Below are 18791 nucleotides of genomic sequence, written 5' to 3'. Positions count from 1 at the left end.
TGCGCCATGCCCTTCGACTGCGCTCAGGGCGAACGGAAGTAGGTAGGCGCGCGCCGAATCCGGAATCTTACCTCCGACTAGCAAAGAACTCGCGCAGGATGCCCGCAGCCTCGGTCTCCGCAATCCCCGCATAAATCTCAGGCCGATGATGACACGTCGGCTGCCCAAAGAACCGCGGTCCGTGCTCGACCGCCCCGCCCTTGGCATCCGCCGCGCCATAATAGAGCCGCGCGATCCGGGCATGCGCGATCGCCCCGGCACACATCGCACACGGCTCCAGGGTCACCCAGAGATCGCATCCCTCGAGCCGGTCACTCCCCAACGCCAGAGCAGCAGCGCGAATCGCCCGAATCTCCGCATGCGCAGTCGGATCGCACAACGCGCGCGGCGCATTCGCCGCCGTCGCGATAATAACGCCGTCCTTAACGACCACGGCGCCGACCGGGACTTCCCCAGCCAGCGCCGCATCGCGTGCCGCGTCGAGCGCGCGGCGCATCGGGTCGGGAACGGGGAACATGGCCTCAGGCCCTGCCCCGCCGCCCGGCCCACGTAAACACCCGCGTAAAGCTCAGTTCGGTGCCTGGCTGTTGCCCGGCCTCTCGACGTTGATCGTCGGCACCGCCACGGTCTTGTTCTCGGTGCCGAGCGTGACCTTGGCGACATCCGCCTGGAACTTCGGGGCCTGAACGACGCCCTGGCGGGTCTGGTCGATATTGATGATCCCGAAATACATCAGGCCGACCACGACCAGCACGACGATCGCTACGAGAGACAAGAGCGTACGCATGAGACATCCCCTTTTATTGAACAGTTCGATAGCGTAACAACGTCGCCGAACGCAGCCGGTTGCACAACACGTTTTGCAGGGATCGCAAGACACGCTGTGCGCACAATCGGTTGACGAAAGCCGGCGTGCCAGCTATCCGCGCGCCTTTCCGGGGTTCCTCCCGACACTTGAATAGGTAATCACATGTCGCGCATCTGCGAACTGACCGGCAAGGGCCGGATGGTCGGGAACAACGTCTCCCACGCCAACAACAAGACCAAGCGCACGTTCCTGCCGAACCTGCAGAACGTCACGCTTCTCTCCGATTCGCTTGAGAAGGGCGTCAAGCTGCGCGTTTCGACGCACGGCCTTCGTACCGTCGAGCATAACGGTGGCCTCGACAACTGGCTGGTGAAGGTCTCGGACGACAAGCTGTCGCTTCGCGTTCGTCGCCTGAAGCGCGAAGTCGTCAAGAAGATCGCAGCATCGGCCGTCGCCGCCTAACAGCGACGTCGTAACGCGATCACCGCGGCCCGCCCTGCACCTCGCAGGGCGGGCCGTCGGCGTTTGTAGGGCTAGCAATCCAGCCGGAACTTCAGCAGCAGCGTGCGTTGGAGAAACATCTGGTTGTCGTCCGACACGATCCACACGATCGTCTTGCCGTTCTCGACCGTCGTGTCGATACCCTCGAAATTATCGTGGATCAGCGGCGCGTCGATCGTCGTTATCAAGCGGCCACGTGCGATTCGCCCTGCCGCCATGTCACGCGCGGCAACCAGCGATATCCGATTGGACCATCGGAACGGCAGGCTGAACCCACGATCGAGCACCAGCAGGTCGCCATTCGGCAGCGCCGTGACGTCAGACGGGTCGTATCGCCCGAACGGCTCATACGCGAATCGCTCAGGCTCCCCCGCCCCGGTCGGATCGCCCGCAAAGACTAGCGCCTGCCGCGTGTGCAGGCGTTCCGTCTCCGAACCGGTCCAGTCCGGACGACGGATATGCGCTTCCTCGCTGATGACGACGAATCGGCCGTCGGCGAGCCGCGCCATCGATTCGGGACCGCCATTGGCAGGCCATTTGCGCATCGCTTGGGGACGTACGCGCGCTTCATATCCTGCGAGCCCAGGGGCATAGCGCCAGATCGCATTGCTGTTCTCGAAGCCTATCCAGATCTGACCGGTCTGCGAATCGATCGCCATCGATTCGCTATCCCGGTCCCGCTTTTCCCAGCCGATGCCGGGGCCCGCGGGCAGGTTCCTGAAGGCGATGCGGTGCGGGCGCCAGTCCGAGCCCATGTCGAACTGAACGACATTGCCGCCGTCGCTCAGCAGCGTGAAGCGGTCGCCCGTGACGACATGGGTCACGGCCAGCGACGAGAAGCCGCCGAACGCCCGGTCGCGGCTGGCGAGTGCGACGCCGCCAAGATAGGTGAGCCCCCCGACGCGGACGTGCCGCGGGTTGGTGCGATCGAGCATCACGCGCGTCGCGGTCAATTGCGCGCGCTTGCCGAGCAGGTCGAGCCGCGCTTCGCCCGACCAAGTCGGCACGACAGTGCAGACGCTCACGGCGACGAACAGAACAGTGATCAAGCGCCGCATCGCGCCCTCATACGGGCTCGCGCCGCGCACGGAAGCATGAACCGCGGATAACGGAGGCATTCAGGCTCGGCTCAATGCGAATCACCCATAAGCGTCTCATCAAGGATGGAAGCACGGCCCCCGCCGCCGCCGAAATCCCCAACGGGAGACGCACGATGTTCAAGACTTTTACACTCGCCGCCAGTGCCCTCGCATTGGGTGGGACCGCCCTCGTTCCCGCCGCCGCCGATGCGCAGCGCTGGGGCTCGCGCTACGAGCGTGGCTACGATGGCTATCAGGGTGGCGGCTATCGCGACGGTGGCTACGATCGTGGCTATCGCGGCGACGACCGGGGCTATCGCGAGTATCGCGGCAACGACCGCCGCTACAATTACAACGCGCGCAGCCGTCGCGGGTGCGACAACAGCGGCGGCACGATCATCGGCGCGCTCGCCGGCGGCCTGCTCGGTCACACCGTCGCCGGTCGTGGTGATCGGACGCTCGGCGCGGTTCTTGGTGCAGCCGGTGGTGGCCTGGCGGGCAACGCGATCGATAAGTCGGATAACCCGCGGTACTGCCGTCGGTAAGCTCGGCAACGCCCGGGCCGGTGCTCGCGAAAGCGAGCAACCGCCGGCACGGACGGCGGGCAGGCCTAGCCTGACCCGACCGACGATGGCTTTGCCGACGTCGCGCCTTGCCTAGGCCTCCCAACCAGTTTCCCAGTTCCCTCGCGTAGCGTATCGAGGGCGAGGGCCGGCTTCCCGTACGGGAGCCGGCCCTTTGTTCGTCTATCGTTTTCCTGCGAACGCAGGGATCCAGGGTTACTCAGCCGAGTCCCCGAGACCCTGGGCTCCTGCGTTCGCAGGAGAACAAGACATTACGCGATCCGTTCAGGCACTTCGACCGCATCCTCGGCGATCGCCGCATCGGGCGCGACGGCCTCCCAGGGAAACACGAACCAGTCCTTGGTCACCGCCCGGTCGATTGTCCGCGCGCAATACTCGATCCGCTCCGCCGAACTGACGTTGTCGATCAGCATCGCGAACCGCACCGCCCCCTCGACAGCGCCAGCCGCCGCCAGTGCGCGCCGCAGATGCTTGATGGTCCGCCCCGAATCGTTGATGTCGTCGACGAATAGCAACCGCTCACCCTCCCGCGTCCGGGCGGCGAGCTTCACCAGCGGTTCGTCGGCAAAGTCCTTCACCTGGCTCGAATAATCGACCGACAGCGTCGGCAGCCCGATCGCATGGCTGAGGAACACCGCGGGTACGAGCCCGCCACGGCCGATGCCGATGATGTAATCAGGTTTCCAGTCAACGTCCTCGACCAGCTTGGCGGCGAGGATGTGCACGGCAGCGACGAACTCATGCTGCGGGATCGGGGTCAAAATTGGCATCGGCGAATGCTAGCGGGTCAGGGCGAAGACTTCACCCAAAACCGCTGCATCGCTATCTTGTTCCCCGCGAACGCGGGGACCCGGTCTGGGCTCCTGCCGTCAAGGCCCCTTCAAAGTATTACTTTGAAGGGAGACCCTTCGCGGCAGAACAAGAAGGGGCATATGCCCTTCCGGAAATCAGATCGTGTCCAGCGCCTGCTCGAAATCAGCGATCAGATCGTCCGGATCCTCCACCCCGATCGAGATTCGCACGAGATTGTCCGTGATCCCCAGCGCCTGCTTCCGCGCATCGGGCACCGATAGATGCGTCATGCCCGCAGGATGGCTAGCCAACGTCTCGGTCCCCCCCAGCGACACCGCCAGCTTGGCGATCTTCAGCGCATCGAGGAACGCGAAGCTCTCACGCTCGCCGCCCTTGAGGTACAGCGAGAAGGTCGAGCCCCCGCCGGTGCAATGGCGACGATAGATATCCGCCTGCCGCTCCATACCCGGCTCGTCCTCGAGAAAGCCGAGATACGCGACCCGCTCCACCTTCGGATGATGCCGCAGGAAACCGCAGACCTTCGCGGCATTCTCGCCCGCACGGCTCATCCGCAGTTCGAGAGTCTCCAGCGACCGCAACAGCATCCACGCCGTATTCGGATCGGTGATCGTCCCGATCGTGTTCCGCATCGTCCGGATCGTGTTGATGTGCTCCTTCGACCCGAGCACGCCGCCCGCGACCAGATCCGAATGCCCGCCGACATACTTGGTCAGCGAGTACACGACGATGTCGGCACCATGCTTGAGCGGCTGGAACCAGAGCGGTCCCAGGAAGGTATTGTCGATCGCGATCGGCGGCTTCTCGCCCTTGAAGATCGCGTCACGGCTGGCCGCGACCGCTTCGACATCGACCAGCGCATTCGTGGGGTTCGCCGGGCTTTCGAGGTAGATCAGCGCGACGTTGCCGGTCGCCGCCTCGGTCATCACCGCGTCGATTTCCTCGCGCGTCGCACCCGCCGGGAAATCGAGCCACTTGACCCCGAACTTGCCGAGCACGCGCCCGATCAGCGTCTCGGTCGCCGCGTACAACGGTCCCGAATGGACGATCGTGTCGCCCGGCTTGACCATCGCGAGAAACAGCGTCGCGATCGCCGACATGCCCGACGAGAAGGCGAGCGCGTCTTCAGCCTCTTCCCAGACGCCCAGACGATCCTCGAGGATCTCCTGGTTCGGCCCGTTGAAGCGCGAATAGACGAGCCCCTCGGCCCCGCCCGGACGCTTGCCCGTAACGCCTTCGAAGTGACGCTTGCCCGCCGCCGCGTTGGGAAACACGAAGGTCGAGGTGAGGAAGATCGGTGGCTTCAGCGAGCCTTCCGATAGCGACGGGTCGTAACCGTGGCCCATCATCAAGGTCGACGGCTTCAGTTTGCGCCCGCCGATCTTCTCGACTTCAGGCTTGGGTGCGACGCGTGCCGCTACGCCGGTCAGGTCCGCTTCGGTTTCGGCGGGGACTGCGCCGGCGTTTTCGGGGGTATCGGACATCAATATGCTCCTGCGTGGCCCGTCTTATGCGAGCCGATGTGCGGAGCCTAAACGACCGGCAAGGGCTTTGGGAGCCGTTACAGGCCGATGATGCTGATCTGACGCCCATAGGAGGGCTCGCCGCGATGGGTCGCGCGCCGATAGCTGAAAAAGCGATCGTCATCGGTGTAAGTGTCGAGCCCGAGCGCCTCGATCCGACCGATCCCAGCGACCGCGAGACGGCTGACGACATAGGCCTCCAGGTCGAACTGGTAATGATCGCCCCTGTTCTCGACGGCGCGACCGTCCGCGAAGAAGCGTTCGTTCTCCGGATCCGCCTCGCAGAACCGGCGGATGAAGCCGTCGTCGACCTCGTAGCTGGCGCGCGCGATGCACGGCCCGACTGCCGCGACGATCCGGTCACGGTGCGCACCGATCGCCTCCATCGCGAGGATCGTCGCATCGGTGACGCCGCCGAGCGCGCCTTTCCACCCGGCATGCGCCGCCGCGACGACACCGGCCTCGCGGTCGGCGAACAATACCGGTGCGCAGTCCGCGGTGAGGATGCCGAGCGCTAGGCCGGGACGGTTGGTGACCAGCGCATCGGCATGCGGCCGGATCGCGTCGTCGAACGGCGCGATCACAGTGACCGCCTCAGCGGAATGGACTTGGTAGAGACCGACGAGTCTCGCGCCAGGGAGAACGGCTTCGGTCGCACGACGACGGTTTTCCGCGATGGCGGCGGGATCGTCGTCGGAACCGATACCAACGTTGAGGCTCGCATACGCGCCCGTCGAGACGCCGCCACGCCGGCCGAGAAAGCCATGCGGGATGTCGCCAAGTGCCTTCGCGCGGATCGCTTCGATGGTCATAGCGACCGACCTCCCCATACTTCCACCCCGGCGAAGGCCGGGGCCCAATTGGGGGACGTTGCTGACAGGGGACTGCGCATCGTTACCACGACCTTTCCAATTGGGCCCCGGCCTCCGCCGGGGTGGTACCGATCCGATTCACCAACCACCATCACAACACGAGCCGCATGATCCGGTCATCGTCGGGCTGCTCCCCGACCATGAACACATACCGCCCGATCTCGACGAAGCCGTACCGCTGGTAGAACCGGTGTGCCCGGTGGTTGTCCACATAGACGCTAAGGATCATCTCCGTCCACCTCTCGGCGCGCGCGACATCGATTGCCCAGTCCATCAGCGCAGGTCCGACACCCGCGCCATGCTGGTCACCGCGAACATAAAGCTGGTGCAGTTCGATCGCCGTCGCCGGCCAATCGCCGGGGAATGCCACGGGTCCGATCTTGGCAAACCCGACGATCTCACCCGACCCGTCCACCGCGACGCGCACCGTGAAGGCAGGGTCGGAGAGCTGCGCCGGCAACCCGTTTTCGCCGAACGTCTGGTCGAGGAACGCGGCAAGGTCTTCAGGGCGATACAGCGTCCCGAACGTGTCGGTAAACGACCGTTTCGCCATCGCAGCGAGGTCTGCGCCATCGGCCGCCACGGCGTCGCGATAGGCGATCATGCGCCAAAGCCCGTGAACGCCGCCGGTGTCGGCCAATTCGGCGCAGTGATCGCGAGCGCTTTGAAGAGCGTACCCATGTCGTCCATCAACCTCCTCCGATCCGCCGCCAATGATTCGGCCCGCGCAGGCGACGCCTTGGCAAGCGCCGACGTCCGCGAATCGATCCCGAGCGCGCCGAGCAGGTCGCGCTGCGTCACCGGCCCCCACGCCACCGCACCCTCGGCCTGCGCCGCGGCGGCGAGCGTGGTGAAGTCGACATGCGCGGTCAGGTCGTGCTCGCCGGGCGCCTCGAACGGATTGGCGAACGCGTGCCCGCGCACCGCCTGCAACGTGTCGCCGAGCGCCGGCCCTTCATAGCCATAGTCGATCGCGATCAGCGCACCGCCCTGCGCGGCGATTCGCTTGGCGAGACCGCGGATGATCGTCACGGCAGCAGGCGAGGTTTCGAGGATCGAGCCTGCGGGCGCGTCGCGGAACGGCTCGGGGATGACGACATCCGGGAGCGGCTTCCCGGCGATCGGCAGGAACAGCAGGTCCTGCGCCGCGACGAGCCGTTCATGCCACTGCTCGCGCTTCACCAACTGCCGGATCGGCAGCGCGTCGAAGAACTCGTTGGCGACGACGATCAGCGGACGATCGGCCGGCAGCGTGTCGACCGCGTCGTGCCACGTGGCAGCGGGCACTCGCTCGGCCTGCGCGGCCCGCAGCGCCGGACTGGTCTCGACGAAATGCACCGGCGGCTCCAGTCCAGCCTTCGCCATCGCCCGCGCGGCATCGGCGGCCAGAGTCCCGCGGCCCGGCCCGAGCTCGACCCAAGCCACCTCGGGGCGACCAGCCCGGTCCCAAAGGTCGGCGCACCACAGCCCGACAAGCTCGCCGAACATCTGGCTGATCTCGGGCGCGGTGGTGAAGTCGCCCGCCGCCCCCAGCGGATCGCGCGTCGCATAATACTGCGTGTTGGCCGCCGCCATATACTGCGCAACGGGGATCGGACCCGCGAGCGCGATTGCACGCGCGAGACGTTCGGGGAGGGCGGTGTCGGTCACGGGGGTGTCGGGCATGTCGACCATCTCAAAAACCTCTACCACCCCGGCGAAGGCCGGGGCCCAGTTGGAACGTCCTTAGTGACGTGCGTTCCGCGTCGTCACCTCAACCTTCCCAACTGGGCCCCGGCCTTCGCCGGGGTGGTGCTTCTATTCGAAGGAAGGGTCAGGCGACGCTCGCCATCCCCGCGATCGACTCGACCCGCACGCGCCGCTTCGCCGACGTCGCCACCAGATACGCGCCCCCGACGATCATCGGCACGCACAGCCACTGCCCCATGTGCAGCCCGGTATGCTCGGCAAACGCCCGCAGCTGCGAATCCGGCTCGCGGAAGAATTCGACGGTAAACCGCGCGATTCCGTACCCCAGCACGAACAACCCGACGAGCTTGCCCGGGTCATACCGCGCCTTGGTCTTCCAGAACGCGAACCACAGCAGCGCGAACAGGACGATGCCCTCAAGCCCCGCTTCGTACAGCTGGCTCGGATGCCGCGCCGGCTCGACCATGCCGAACGGCACCGTGCGCTCGAAGATGATCCCCCACGCGACATCGGTCGGCTTGCCCCAGAGCTCGCCGTTGACGAAGTTCGCCAGCCGCCCGAAAAACAGCCCGAACGGCACGCAGCACGCGATATAATCATGCACGCGCAACCAGTTGAGCTGGTGCTTCCGCGCGAACAGGATCAGCCCGATCGACGTACCGATGACGCCACCGTGGAACGACATGCCGCCATCCCACAGCCGGAAGATCCGCAGCGGATGCAGGAACATCTCGGGCGCGTAGAAGATCACGTAACCGAGCCGCCCGCCGAGGATGATCCCGAGCGTCGCGTAGAACACCAGGTCGTCGGCATGCCGCCGCGCCATCGGTGCGCCGGGTTGGGCGAGCAGCTTCAGCAGATACCACCAGCCGAGCAGGATCCCGCCGATATAGGCGAGGCTGTACCAGCGCAGCGTGAAGAAGCCGATCGAGAAGACGTCGGGGTGCAGCCCCAGATCCTCGAAGCGGATGTGGCTGCCGACGGCAGCTGAAATGGTCGACAGGATCAAAGGCTTTTCCCCACGCGTTCGCCCCTGCATAAAGGCCGACAACGATAAGACCAAGTAGGAGAGCGATATGCGGACCGAGCTCGATGTGGCTATGGATTCGACGATGGCCGCGCTGACCGCGCCCGACGGCATGCTGGTGCTCGGCTCGGCCGAGCGGTTCGGCGTCACCCTGCCCATGATCGCCGCCGCGCCGCCTGCGCTCAGCTATTATTTCGCGCACTACGCCAACGAGCACCGCGACACCGTCTTCCTCGTATCCGGAGACGAGCGGCTGACGTTCGGCGAAGTCTACGCCGCCGCCGAACGGTGCGCGCGGGCGCTGGTCGGCGGGTACGGCATCGCGAAGGGCGACCGCGTCGGCATCGCGATGCGCAATTCGCCGTCGTGGATCGTGCTCTATATGGGCATCGTCATGGCCGGCGGCGTCGCGACCCTGCTCAACGGCTGGTGGCAGTCCGAGGAACTGGAGACGGCGATCGGTGAGGTCGACTGCACGCTGGTGTTCGCCGACCCACCGCGCGTGAAGCGGCTTGCGCAGATCGCGGGGCTGCGCGCACCTGTTGTCGAGATTGACGATTCGCACGCACTTGATCGTGCGCTCGCGCCGGTGTTCGCTAAGGACGATCACACTGCCGACCTGCCACTGCTCGGGCCGGAGGATCACGCGACGATCCTGTTCACGAGCGGGTCCACCGGCCAGTCGAAGGGGGCGCTGTCCGAACACCGCGCGGTCGTTCAGGGCATCTTCAACTATCTCGGCCAGGCGATGGTGATGGTCGGCATCGCCACTGCGCAGGGCAACCCGCCGGTCGGCCAGCCCTCCACGTTGCTGACGATCCCGCTGTTCCACGTCACCGCCGAAGTCCCGGTGTTCCTCCAGAGCTTCGCGATGGGCCGCAAACTCGTGTTGATGCCCAAATGGGACGCGGGCGAAGCGATGCGCCTGATCGCGGCGGAGGGGGTGACGTACTTCGTCGGCGTGCCTCTGATGAGCTTCGAAATCCTGAACCACCCCGACCGCGCGAACTACGATCTGTCGACGGTAACCGATTTTGCGGCAGGCGGCGCACCGCGGCCGGTGGAGCATGTCCGCCGGATCGACGAGGAGATGGGCGGAAGCGCACCGCTGATCGGCTACGGCCTGACCGAGACGAACGGCGTCGGGACGGGCAATTGGCGCAGCAATTATCTGGCGAAACCCAATTCCGCCGGCCGGCCGTCGGCGCCCCTGGTCGATTTGGCCATCCTCGACGATGCGGGACACGCGCAGCCGCAGGGGTCGCGCGGCGAGGTGTGCATCCGCACGATCTGCAACTTCAAGGAATATTGGAACCGGCCGGATGCGACCGCGTCGGCGTTCACCGCGGACGGCTATTTCCGGACCGGCGACATCGGGTATCTCGACGAAGACGGCTATCTATTCATCGTCGACCGAAAGAAGGACATCATCATCCGCGGCGGCGAGAACATCTCGTGCCAGGAAGTCGAGGCGGCGCTTTACGAGCATCCCGCAGTCGCCGAGGCGGCGGCATTCGGGCTAGCGGACGAGAAGTTCGGCGAGGTGCCGGGTGCGGTCGTCGTGCTGCGCGAGGGTGAGACGATGATGTCGGAAGATCTGTGCGGGTTTCTCTATCAGCATATCGCGGCGTTCAAGGTGCCGCAGCGGATCTGGATTTCCGACACGCCCTTGCCGCGGCTGGGGACAGAGAAGATCGACAAGGTTTCGCTGAAAGCCACATACCGAGCGCTGGCCTAATCTTTCCCTCGCCCCTCCGGAGAGAGGGAGGGAGGAGCCGGAGGCGACGGAAGGGAGAGGGGAGTGAGTCTCCAGGACGGCGCCGGAGACCCACTCCCCTCATCCGGCGGTCCGCGCCACCTTCTCCCCGTGGGGGAGAAGGATTAGAGCGCTCAGCATGACGATCAATCGGCGCGGAATACTGGTGGGTGGTGGCGCGGGGATCGGCCTCGTCGTCGCCTGGGGCCTGTGGCCGCGCAGCTACGTACCCAACCTCGTCGCCAACCCCGGCGAAACGCCGTTCGGGGCATGGTTGAAGATCGGCACCGACGGCCATGTCACGGTCGCCGTCCCGCAGGTCGAACATGGCCAGGGCGTCTACACCGCCCTCCCCCAGATCGTCGCGGACGAGCTTGGCGCAGACTGGCGCACGATCGGCATCGAGCCCGCCCCGCTCAACCCGCTCTATGCCAACCCGATCGCCACGCACGACCTGTTCGAGGGCCTGTTCGACCGTCTCCACCACGGCACCATGCCGCCGCCAATGCTCACCGGCGGTTCGAGCTCGATCCGGATGTTCGAGCAAGCCTGTCGCGAGGCTGGCGCAGGCGCCCGCGCGCTTATCTGCATGGCGGCGGCGAAGCGCTGGGACGCCGACTGGACCCAGGTCAACGTCGACGCCGGCTTCTGCACCTACCGAGCCAAGCGCATTCGGTTCGCCGAGTTGGCCGAGGAAGCCGCGAAGTTCACCCTTCCCGATCCCCTCCCGCTCGGCATTCAGGGCGCAGGGAAACTGGTCGGCAAATCCGTCCCCCGCCTCGACACCCCGTCGAAAGTCGACGGCTCGGCAAACTTCGCAGGCGATGTCCGCCTCGCCGACATGGTCCACGCCGTAATCCGCCAAGGCCCGGTCGGCGGTCGCTTGACTAGGGTCGACCGCGCCGCCGCCGATCGCATCCGCGGCGTGCTGTCGGTGGTCGAGAACGCGCGCTGGGTGGCGGCCGTCGCGACGACAGGGTGGGCCGCGCAAAAGGCGCTCGACGCGCTCGCCCCGCGCTTCGAGAACGACGCCCCTCTCCCCGATACCAGGTCGATCGACGCAACACTCGACGCCGCGCTAGCCCGTCCCGGCACGCAGATGGCTTCCGCAGGCGACGTCGCCACGACCTTCCAGGGCGCCAAGCTCGTCACCGCAAACTACCGCGCGGGCCTCGGCCTGCACGCAGCAATCGAGACCCGCAGCGCGACCGCCTCCTTCTCCAACGGCCGCCTCGAACTCTGGCTCGCAACGCAAGCGCCGGGACTCGCACGATCGGCAGCAGCGCGCGCGGTGGACATCAGCGAGGATGCCGTCGTCGTCCACCCGATGCTGATCGGCGGATCGTTCGGCGCCGCACTCGAACACGATGTCGCCGAACAGGCGGCAGTGCTCGCGGTCAAACTCCGCCGCCCGGTCAGCCTCGTCTGGTCGCGCGGCGAGGATTCGCTCCACGATCACTACCGCCCACCCGCCATCGCGAAGATGGCCGCACGGCTCGCCCCCAACGGCGCGATCATGGGCTGGTCCGCCAACATCGCAGCCCCCTCCACCGGCGCCGAGATGGCCGGCCGGATGATGCCGGGCCTCGCAACCGAAGCCGCTCTGATCGGCGTCAAAGGCGACCGCTACGCCGTCGCGGGCGCCACGCCCGTCTATCGCATTCCAGCCTACGCGATCGAGCACCACCCTGCCGAGATCGGCGTCCCGACCGGCCACCTCCGCGGCGGCGCGCATGGCTACACCGCATTCTTCACCGAATGCTTCCTCGACGAACTCGCGCGCACCGTGCAGTCCGAACCGATGTCGTTCCGCATCGCCATGCTCGGCGGCGAACGGCGACTCGCGCGCTGTCTCTCGACCGCCGCAGCGCTCGGCGGCTGGGACGGCGGCGTCGCCGGCAGCGGCCAGGGCATCGCCGCCCACGCCTTCCGCGGCAGCTACATCGCCGTCATGGCGGAGGCGCACATCGGCGCGGACAAGCGCCCGGTAGTCGACCGCCTCGTCGCCGCGGTCGATTGCGGCGCGCAGATCAACCCCGACATCGTTCGCCAGCAGATCGAGGGCGGGCTGATCTTCGGCATGGCCGCCGCGCTCGGCGCTTCGACCGGCTTCACCCGCGGCCTCGCCGACGCGCGCGGGTTCGACACGATCGGCCTGCCCCGCCTCGCCGACACGCCCGACATCACCGTCGAGGTCATCCGCAGCGACGAAGCGCCCGGCGGCGTCGGCGAACTCGGCGTCCCCGCAGTCGCGCCCGCGATCGCCAACGCACTCTATGCGTCAACGGGCTTCCGCATCCGCAATTTGCCTTTAAGACCAGCGCCATGACCCTGCCCCCCGATCACCCCCCGATTCCGAAGCCCAAGATCGGCGTGCTGCTGATGAACCTCGGCACCCCCGATGGCCCCGATGCGAAATCGGTGAAGCGCTATCTCGGCGAGTTCCTGTCCGATTCGCGCGTCGTCGAGATCCCGCAGATCGCATGGCAGCCGATCCTGCGCGGCATCATCCTCAACACCCGCCCGAAAAAGTCCGCGCACGCCTATTCGCAGGTCTGGCGCGAGGATGGCTCGCCACTGGCTGCAATCACCCGGTTGCAGGCGGCGGCGTTGAAGGATTCGTTCGGGCCGGAAGTGCTCGTCGACTGGGCGATGCGCTACGGCAATCCGTCGATCTCGGACCGGCTGACCGCGATGAAGGCGGCGGGCTGCGAACGCATCCTGCTCGCGCCGCTCTACCCGCAATATTGCGCAGCAACGACCGCGACCGCGAACGACAAGGCGTTCAAGCACCTCGCCGGTCTGCGCTGGCAGCCGGCGATCCGCACGTTGCCGCCTTATTATGACGGCACGCTCTATATCGACGCGCTGAAGGACTCGCTCGAAGAGGGGCTGTCCGCGCTCGATTTCACGCCCGATGCGATCGTCGCCAGTTTCCACGGGATGCCGAAGCGGACGTTGCAGCAGGGCGATCCGTATCACTGCCACTGCCAGAAGACCGCGCGGTTGCTCGGCGAGCGGATGGGGCGCGAGCTGACGATCGCGTTCCAGTCACGATTCGGGCCGCAGAAGTGGCTAGGGCCGGCGACCGACGAGACGCTCGTCGCGCTAGCCAAGGCGGGCAAGACCAAGGTCGCGATCTTCGCGCCGGGGTTTTCCGCGGATTGCCTGGAGACGCTGGAGGAACTGTCGATCCGCGGTCGCGAGAGCTTCGAAGAAGCTGGCGGGACGGACTTCGCCTATCTCCCCTGCCTCAACGACAGCCCGGTCGGCGTGGAAATGTTGCGCAGCATTTTGGCGCGCGAGCTTGAAGGATGGGTGCGGGCTGGCTAGCCTTCGGCAAAACACTGAGGAGAGAGACTGATGGCACGCGTCGCAATTGTAACCGGTGGTACGCGCGGAATCGGCGAAGCGATCAGTCTCGCATTGCAGGACATGGGCCTGACGGTCGCTGCCACCTATGCCGGCAACGATGACCGCGCGCGCGAGTTCACCGAGCGCACCGGGATCAAGGCTTACAAGTGGGACGTCGCCGACTATGATGCGTGCCAGGCCGGCTGCGCGCAGGTCACCGCCGATCTGGGCGACGTGGACATCGTCGTGAACAACGCCGGCATCACCCGCGACGGCACCATTTTGAAGATGACGTACCAGGATTGGAAAGAGGTGATGGACACCAATCTTGGCGGTTGTTTCAACATGGCCAAAGCCGTCTTCCCCGGCATGCGCACGCGCAAATGGGGGCGAATCGTCAACATCGGCTCGATCAACGGGCAGGCCGGGCAGTACGGCCAGGTGAACTATGCTGCGGCCAAGTCGGGCATCCACGGCTTCACGAAGGCGTTGGCGCAGGAGGGTGCGCGTGCGGGCGTAACGGTCAATGCGATCGCGCCGGGGTATATCGATACCGACATGGTGGCGGCTGTTCCGGCCGACGTGCTGGAGAAGATCGTCGCGAAGATTCCGGTCGGGCGGCTGGGCCAGGCGACCGAGATCGCCCGCGGTGTCGCGTTCCTGTGCTCGGAGGAGGGCGGGTTCGTCACTGGGTCGACGTTGAGCATCAATGGCGGGCAGCACATGTACTGACGGGCGCAGGCGCGGCAACGTCCGCGCCATTGACTGCGAGCAAATCGAAGCAGGCGGCGCCCGGCACGGCCGGCGGGTCGGTTCACCGAACCCGTCCGACGGCGGCTTTGCCGGCGGCGCTGAGTAGATGTCCACCGGATTACCGAGGACGGTCTTGCTTGATCCTGGGACCCCGCCTTCGCGGGGGAACTGGGCAGGTAGCGCTGCTCAGACCGAACCCCGCAGCGTCTGCGAGGTAGGAGAATGCCACCGCCAAACGCCCGGCATCTGCTCCCTCTCCCCTCCGGGGAGAGGGTCGGGGTGAGGGGCAGTTCCAGGCGCAGCATTGCTTGGCTGCCCCTCACCCAACCCTCTCCCCAGAGGGGAGAGGGCTACCCCGGCTTAAACTAGGACAGCAAACCCTCACCCGTCGCTAGCACGCTCGATATCCGCACCAACCGCGCTCAGCTTCTCCTCCAACCGCTCATACCCGCGGTCGAGGTGATACACGCGTCCGACCGACGTCTCACCATCCGCCGCCAGCCCCGCCAGAATTAGGCTCATCGAAGCCCGCAGATCGGTCGCCATCACCTGCGCCCCGACCAGCTTGTCGACGCCGCGCACCACTGCGGTACGCCCGCGCACCTGGATATCCGCCCCCATCCGCGCCAATTCCGGCACGTGCATGTAGCGGTTCTCGAAGATCGTCTCGGTCAGCACGCTGGCGCCGTCCGCCTTGCACAGCATCGCCATGAACTGCGCCTGCATGTCCGTCGCGAACCCGGGATACGGCGCGGTCGACAGAGTCAGCGGCTTCAGCACGCCGTCCGACGCGACCCGCACGCCGTCCTTGGTCGGCGTCACCGACACGCCCGCTTCGACCAGCGCATCGATCGTCGCACCCATGTCCGGGATCGACACGCCGACCAGCTCCAGGTCGCCGCCGGTGATCGCCGCCGCGCACGCATAGCTGCCCGCCTCGATCCGGTCGGGCATCACCGCATAGGTCGCGCCGTGCAGCCGATCGCGGCCTTCGATCGTCAGCGTCTCGGTGCCGATCCCGTCGATCGACGCGCCCATCGCGACGAGGCAGTTGCACAGGTCGACGATCTCCGGCTCGCGCGCCGCGTTCTCGATCACCGAGGTACCCTTGGCGAGCACCGCCGCCATCACGACGTTCTCGGTCGCGCCGACCGAGACGATCGGGAAGCGGAAGCGACCGCCCGGCAGGCGTCCACCGGGCGCGATCGCCTTCACATAGCCCGCCGCCATCTCAAGTTCGGCACCGATCGCCTCAAGTGCGCGCAGGTGGAGATCGATCGGGCGGTTGCCGATCGCGCAGCCGCCCGGCAGCGACACCGTCGCCTCGCCGCCGCGCCCGAGCAGCGGCCCGAGCACCAGAATCGAGGCGCGCATCTTTCGCACGATATCGTAAGGCGCCTCGGTCGAGGTCAGGTTACCCGCACGGATCGTCATCACCCGGCCGAAATCCTCGGGCCGCGTGCCCTGGATCGCGGTCGACGCGCCAAGCTGGTTGAGCAGATGGCCGAAGCCGTCGACGTCCGCCAGTCGCGGCAGATTGCGCAGCGTCAGCGGCTCTTCGGTCAGCAGCGCACACGGCATCAGCGTGAGCGCGGCGTTCTTCGCGCCGGAGATGGGCAAGCGCCCGGACAGGCGATTGCCGCCGCGAATGAGAATACGGTCCATCCCGGGTGTCTATCGCGGCTGGCGTTCTGCGCAAGGGCCGCGCATCGATCGGGCGACAGGCGGACGTTGCCTGGGGACAAGTCCCGCGCTGGGATCGGTTCGCGTCCCCCGTAGCGCTAACACCCCCCGCTTGATCGACTTTAATGCGCGGAAATCCTAGCTTTGCTCTGTGGTTCTTGAACATTGGGGACCATTACAGAGTGCCGGACAGCTGCTTCGCCGACCGCGTCGGCGATCTCATCGACCTGTCGATGAACGAAAAGGCTGCGTTAGCGCGGTTGGAGGAGCGCCCGCGGGACTTGCGTCGCGGTGCCGTCCTCGTGCGCGAGAATGATCCGCAGGCCGAACTCTTCATCCTGCAACGTGGCATGGCGATGAGCTATGTGCTGCTCGACGACGGCAGCCGCCAGATTTTGCGCTTTCTATACGCCGGCGACATGCTGGCGGTCTCGGCGCTGGTCTATCGCGATTCGCCCGAGACGGTGGTCGCGCTGACCGACTGCACGGTGTGTTCGTTCGATCGCTCGGCGATGACCGGGCTCGTCACCGATCATCCGCGGCTGTCGGCGCTGATCATGGTGATGAACCAGATGGAGAAGGTCGCGCTGACCGACCGGCTCGCCGCACTCGGCCGTACCTCGGCGAAGGCGCGGATCGCGGCGCTGCTGCTCGAGATGCGCAATCGGATGCGGATGCGCGACCGCGCGATGGGCAACAGCTTCACGCTCGGCCTGACGCAGGAGGAGATCGGCGACGCCACCGGCCTCACCGCGGTCCACGTCAACCGGATGTTGCGGCAGTTGGAAGAGGACGGCCTGATCCGCCGCGAGACGGGCCGGGTTACGCTGCTCAATGAGGTGCAGCTGGCGCAGGCGGCGAATTATATAGACCGTTTCGAAGGGCTGGACCTGCGCTGGTTGCCACCGGCGCGGTAACCCCTTTCTTCAATCCTCCCCCGCCAGGGGGAGGTGGCTGGCTCTTGCCAGACGGAGGGGGAGGATACGGAACAGGGGTTGGCGCTTGCCTCCCCCTCCGTCACCTTCGGTGCCACCTCCCCCTTGCGGGGGAGGATCGAGTTCCCTCACCTCAAACGATAAAGCTCAAGCCTTTTCGAGCGTGCACTGTAGCGGATGCTGGTTCTGCTTGGCGAAATCCATCACCTGGCTCACCTTCGTCTCCGCCACCTCGTAGCTGAACGTCCCACACACGCCGACGCCCTTCTGGTGGACGTGGAGCATCACGCGAGTCGCGGCCTCCATGTCCATGCGGAAGAAGCGCTGGAGACACAGCACGACGAACTCCATCGGCGTATAATCGTCATTGAGCATCAGCACGCGGTACGGCGTCGGCTGTTTGGTCTTCGCGCGCGTCTTTGTCGCGATGCCGGCGCCGGTGCCGCCGTTACCGTCCTCGCCACCATCGTCGCGGCGCTCGGCCATCTGCTCGCCCGTCCGCTGGGGAGTCGTCATTTCAGGGGTCAAAAGCATGCTGCCAAAATATGGCATGCCGGGGGGCAAGAGCAAGGGGGCGCCCGCAAACCTCGCGCGAAAACCGCAAACGCAAAAGGGGCGACCGTCGCACGACGGCCGCCCCTTTCGTAACGCACTGCCCGAAGGCGGCGCGCTGTCGACTTAGGCCGAGATCTTCATCTTGTCGGTCGCGACCGCAACGCGGTTCGAGATCGGCTGTGCGAACTCGCCGAACATCTTCAGCATCCGCTCGGTCGAGCGCGAGCCCTCGGCGATCATCGTGTCGAACGCGGTGCGCGCATAATCGCCCTGGAGCTTCATGAACTCGGTCGGCGACTTGGCAGCGGCGAGCGTCTTGGCGGCTTCGGTCGCGCTCTCGAACGAGGTCTTGGCGTAGTCGGCAGCTTCCTGGCCGAGCGCCTCGACGTTCTTCGCGGCGATCTTCGACGACTCGACTAGCGCCTCGATGTTGCCCTTGCCGAATGCGACGAAATCTTCCGCCATCTTCGCGGACTTCTCCATCGCGCCCTTGGCCTGCTCGTTGAACTCGGCGGTGTTCGAACCGCTGAAGAGGGCCTTGGTCTTCTCGGTGATGCTCTGGATCGTGTCCATCGTGGCGTCCTTTGTTTCGCTAGCAGGGATCCCCAATGGCGCGCTGGCCTGAATCGGGGCGGGAATGTCCGTGTGCGGCGATACAAAAGCAGCCGCGAGAGGTTGAGGTGCCGGCGTCTTGGCGATCGGCTCGGGTGCCGGTTTCGCCGGCTTGGCGACAGTCCGGGCGGAGGCTTTGGCAGTCGCGGCCTTGACGGCAACGACCGGCTTCGCAGCGGCGGCAAGCTTCGAACCGGCCTTGGCCGTCCGTTTCACGATATCCACCATCCACGCACCTCTCTTCGGAGTT

Annotated in this window: 19 protein-coding genes; 7 read left to right on the top strand and 12 right to left on the bottom strand. The window is 66.1% G+C overall.

What is annotated here, in order from left to right; translation table 11 throughout:
* Positions 1 to 67 precede the first annotated feature (67 nt).
* Together O6W96_RS11620 and O6W96_RS11615 are read right to left on the bottom strand one after the other, a co-directional pair.
* Positions 68 to 496, bottom strand: a complete 429-nt coding sequence (locus O6W96_RS11620) for a nucleoside deaminase (RefSeq protein WP_435372219.1) — start codon at positions 494 to 496, stop codon at positions 68 to 70.
* A 72-nt stretch (positions 497 to 568) separates the two neighbouring features.
* A complete protein-coding gene (locus O6W96_RS11615) occupies positions 569 to 787 on the bottom strand; it encodes a hypothetical protein (protein ID WP_353469693.1) in 219 nt (72 codons plus the stop codon).
* Positions 788 to 970: 183 nt separating this feature from the next.
* Here O6W96_RS11615 and rpmB point away from each other — a divergent pair, with 183 nt between their 5' ends.
* Positions 971 to 1270: a 50S ribosomal protein L28 gene (gene rpmB / locus O6W96_RS11610; RefSeq protein ID WP_056053386.1), complete on the top strand. Its 300-nt coding sequence runs from the start codon at positions 971 to 973 to the stop codon at positions 1268 to 1270.
* Between the two features lie 71 nt (positions 1271 to 1341).
* Here rpmB and O6W96_RS11605 read toward each other — a convergent pair whose 3' ends face one another.
* Positions 1342 to 2367 (bottom strand): esterase-like activity of phytase family protein, encoded by a 1026-nt coding sequence (locus O6W96_RS11605; RefSeq protein ID WP_353469692.1) that lies wholly within the window; start codon positions 2365 to 2367, stop codon positions 1342 to 1344.
* A 155-nt stretch (positions 2368 to 2522) separates the two neighbouring features.
* Here O6W96_RS11605 and O6W96_RS11600 point away from each other — a divergent pair, with 155 nt between their 5' ends.
* Positions 2523 to 2933 carry a glycine zipper 2TM domain-containing protein gene (locus tag O6W96_RS11600; protein ID WP_353469691.1) on the top strand — a complete coding sequence of 137 codons (411 nt, stop codon included), beginning with the start codon at positions 2523 to 2525 and terminating at the stop codon, positions 2931 to 2933.
* A gap of 290 nt (positions 2934 to 3223) precedes the next feature.
* On the opposite strand, the gene O6W96_RS11595 is transcribed toward O6W96_RS11600, so the two are convergent.
* From O6W96_RS11595 to lgt, 6 genes are all read right to left on the bottom strand, one after another.
* Positions 3224 to 3742, bottom strand: coding sequence for a phosphoribosyltransferase (locus O6W96_RS11595; protein WP_353469690.1), 519 nt, complete (start codon positions 3740 to 3742; stop codon positions 3224 to 3226).
* Positions 3743 to 3919: 177 nt separating this feature from the next.
* The gene (locus O6W96_RS11590) at positions 3920 to 5266 is read right to left on the bottom strand and encodes a cystathionine gamma-synthase family protein (RefSeq protein WP_353469689.1); all 1347 of its coding nucleotides are present in this window, start codon (positions 5264 to 5266) and stop codon (positions 3920 to 3922) included.
* A 77-nt stretch (positions 5267 to 5343) separates the two neighbouring features.
* On the bottom strand, positions 5344 to 6117 hold the full coding sequence (gene pgeF / locus O6W96_RS11585; RefSeq protein ID WP_353469688.1) for a peptidoglycan editing factor PgeF: 774 nt from the start codon (positions 6115 to 6117) through the stop codon (positions 5344 to 5346).
* 151 nt (positions 6118 to 6268) lie between these two features.
* Positions 6269 to 6781 carry a GNAT family N-acetyltransferase gene (locus O6W96_RS11580; protein WP_353469687.1) on the bottom strand — a complete coding sequence of 171 codons (513 nt, stop codon included), beginning with the start codon at positions 6779 to 6781 and terminating at the stop codon, positions 6269 to 6271.
* Complete coding sequence (locus tag O6W96_RS11575; protein ID WP_353469686.1) at positions 6778 to 7851, bottom strand: class I SAM-dependent methyltransferase; 1074 nt, start codon at positions 7849 to 7851, stop codon at positions 6778 to 6780. The genes O6W96_RS11580 and O6W96_RS11575 overlap by 4 nt, the downstream gene beginning before the upstream one ends.
* Positions 7852 to 7990: 139 nt before the next feature.
* Complete coding sequence (lgt, locus tag O6W96_RS11570) at positions 7991 to 8905, bottom strand: prolipoprotein diacylglyceryl transferase (protein ID WP_353469973.1); 915 nt, start codon at positions 8903 to 8905, stop codon at positions 7991 to 7993.
* 37 nt (positions 8906 to 8942) lie between these two features.
* Between lgt and O6W96_RS11565 the strand changes: the two genes are divergently transcribed.
* The 4 genes from O6W96_RS11565 to phbB all read left to right on the top strand — a co-directional run bounded on the left by O6W96_RS11565 (position 8943) and on the right by phbB (position 14735).
* A complete protein-coding gene (locus tag O6W96_RS11565) occupies positions 8943 to 10631 on the top strand; it encodes a class I adenylate-forming enzyme family protein (protein ID WP_353469685.1) in 1689 nt (562 codons plus the stop codon).
* A 157-nt stretch (positions 10632 to 10788) separates the two neighbouring features.
* The gene (locus tag O6W96_RS11560) at positions 10789 to 12978 is read left to right on the top strand and encodes a xanthine dehydrogenase family protein molybdopterin-binding subunit (RefSeq protein WP_353469684.1); all 2190 of its coding nucleotides are present in this window, start codon (positions 10789 to 10791) and stop codon (positions 12976 to 12978) included.
* Positions 12975 to 13982, top strand: a complete 1008-nt coding sequence (hemH, locus tag O6W96_RS11555; protein ID WP_353469683.1) for a ferrochelatase — start codon at positions 12975 to 12977, stop codon at positions 13980 to 13982. Before O6W96_RS11560 ends, hemH begins: the two co-directional genes overlap by 4 nt.
* 30 nt (positions 13983 to 14012) lie before the next feature.
* On the top strand, positions 14013 to 14735 hold the full coding sequence (gene phbB / locus O6W96_RS11550; protein ID WP_353469682.1) for an acetoacetyl-CoA reductase: 723 nt from the start codon (positions 14013 to 14015) through the stop codon (positions 14733 to 14735).
* 402 nt (positions 14736 to 15137) lie between these two features.
* Here the strand turns inward: phbB and murA are convergent, their stop codons facing one another.
* The gene (murA, locus tag O6W96_RS11545; RefSeq protein WP_353469681.1) at positions 15138 to 16421 is read right to left on the bottom strand and encodes a UDP-N-acetylglucosamine 1-carboxyvinyltransferase; all 1284 of its coding nucleotides are present in this window, start codon (positions 16419 to 16421) and stop codon (positions 15138 to 15140) included.
* 251 nt (positions 16422 to 16672) lie between these two features.
* On the opposite strand from murA, the gene O6W96_RS11540 reads away from it, so the two are divergent.
* Positions 16673 to 17356 (top strand): Crp/Fnr family transcriptional regulator, encoded by a 684-nt coding sequence (locus tag O6W96_RS11540; protein WP_243643303.1) that lies wholly within the window; start codon positions 16673 to 16675, stop codon positions 17354 to 17356.
* Between the two features lie 165 nt (positions 17357 to 17521).
* Here O6W96_RS11540 and clpS read toward each other — a convergent pair whose 3' ends face one another.
* Together clpS and O6W96_RS11530 are read right to left on the bottom strand one after the other, a co-directional pair.
* The gene (gene clpS, locus O6W96_RS11535; RefSeq protein ID WP_056053421.1) at positions 17522 to 17860 is read right to left on the bottom strand and encodes an ATP-dependent Clp protease adapter ClpS; all 339 of its coding nucleotides are present in this window, start codon (positions 17858 to 17860) and stop codon (positions 17522 to 17524) included.
* 192 nt (positions 17861 to 18052) lie between these two features.
* On the bottom strand, positions 18053 to 18766 hold the full coding sequence (locus O6W96_RS11530) for a phasin family protein (protein ID WP_353469680.1): 714 nt from the start codon (positions 18764 to 18766) through the stop codon (positions 18053 to 18055).
* Positions 18767 to 18791 lie beyond the last annotated feature (25 nt).

The organism is Sphingomonas faeni (genome assembly GCF_040407495.1).
In the GTDB taxonomy this organism is placed as follows: domain Bacteria; phylum Pseudomonadota; class Alphaproteobacteria; order Sphingomonadales; family Sphingomonadaceae; genus Sphingomonas; species Sphingomonas faeni_D.
This window is presented reverse-complemented; position numbering and strand designations above follow the sequence as displayed.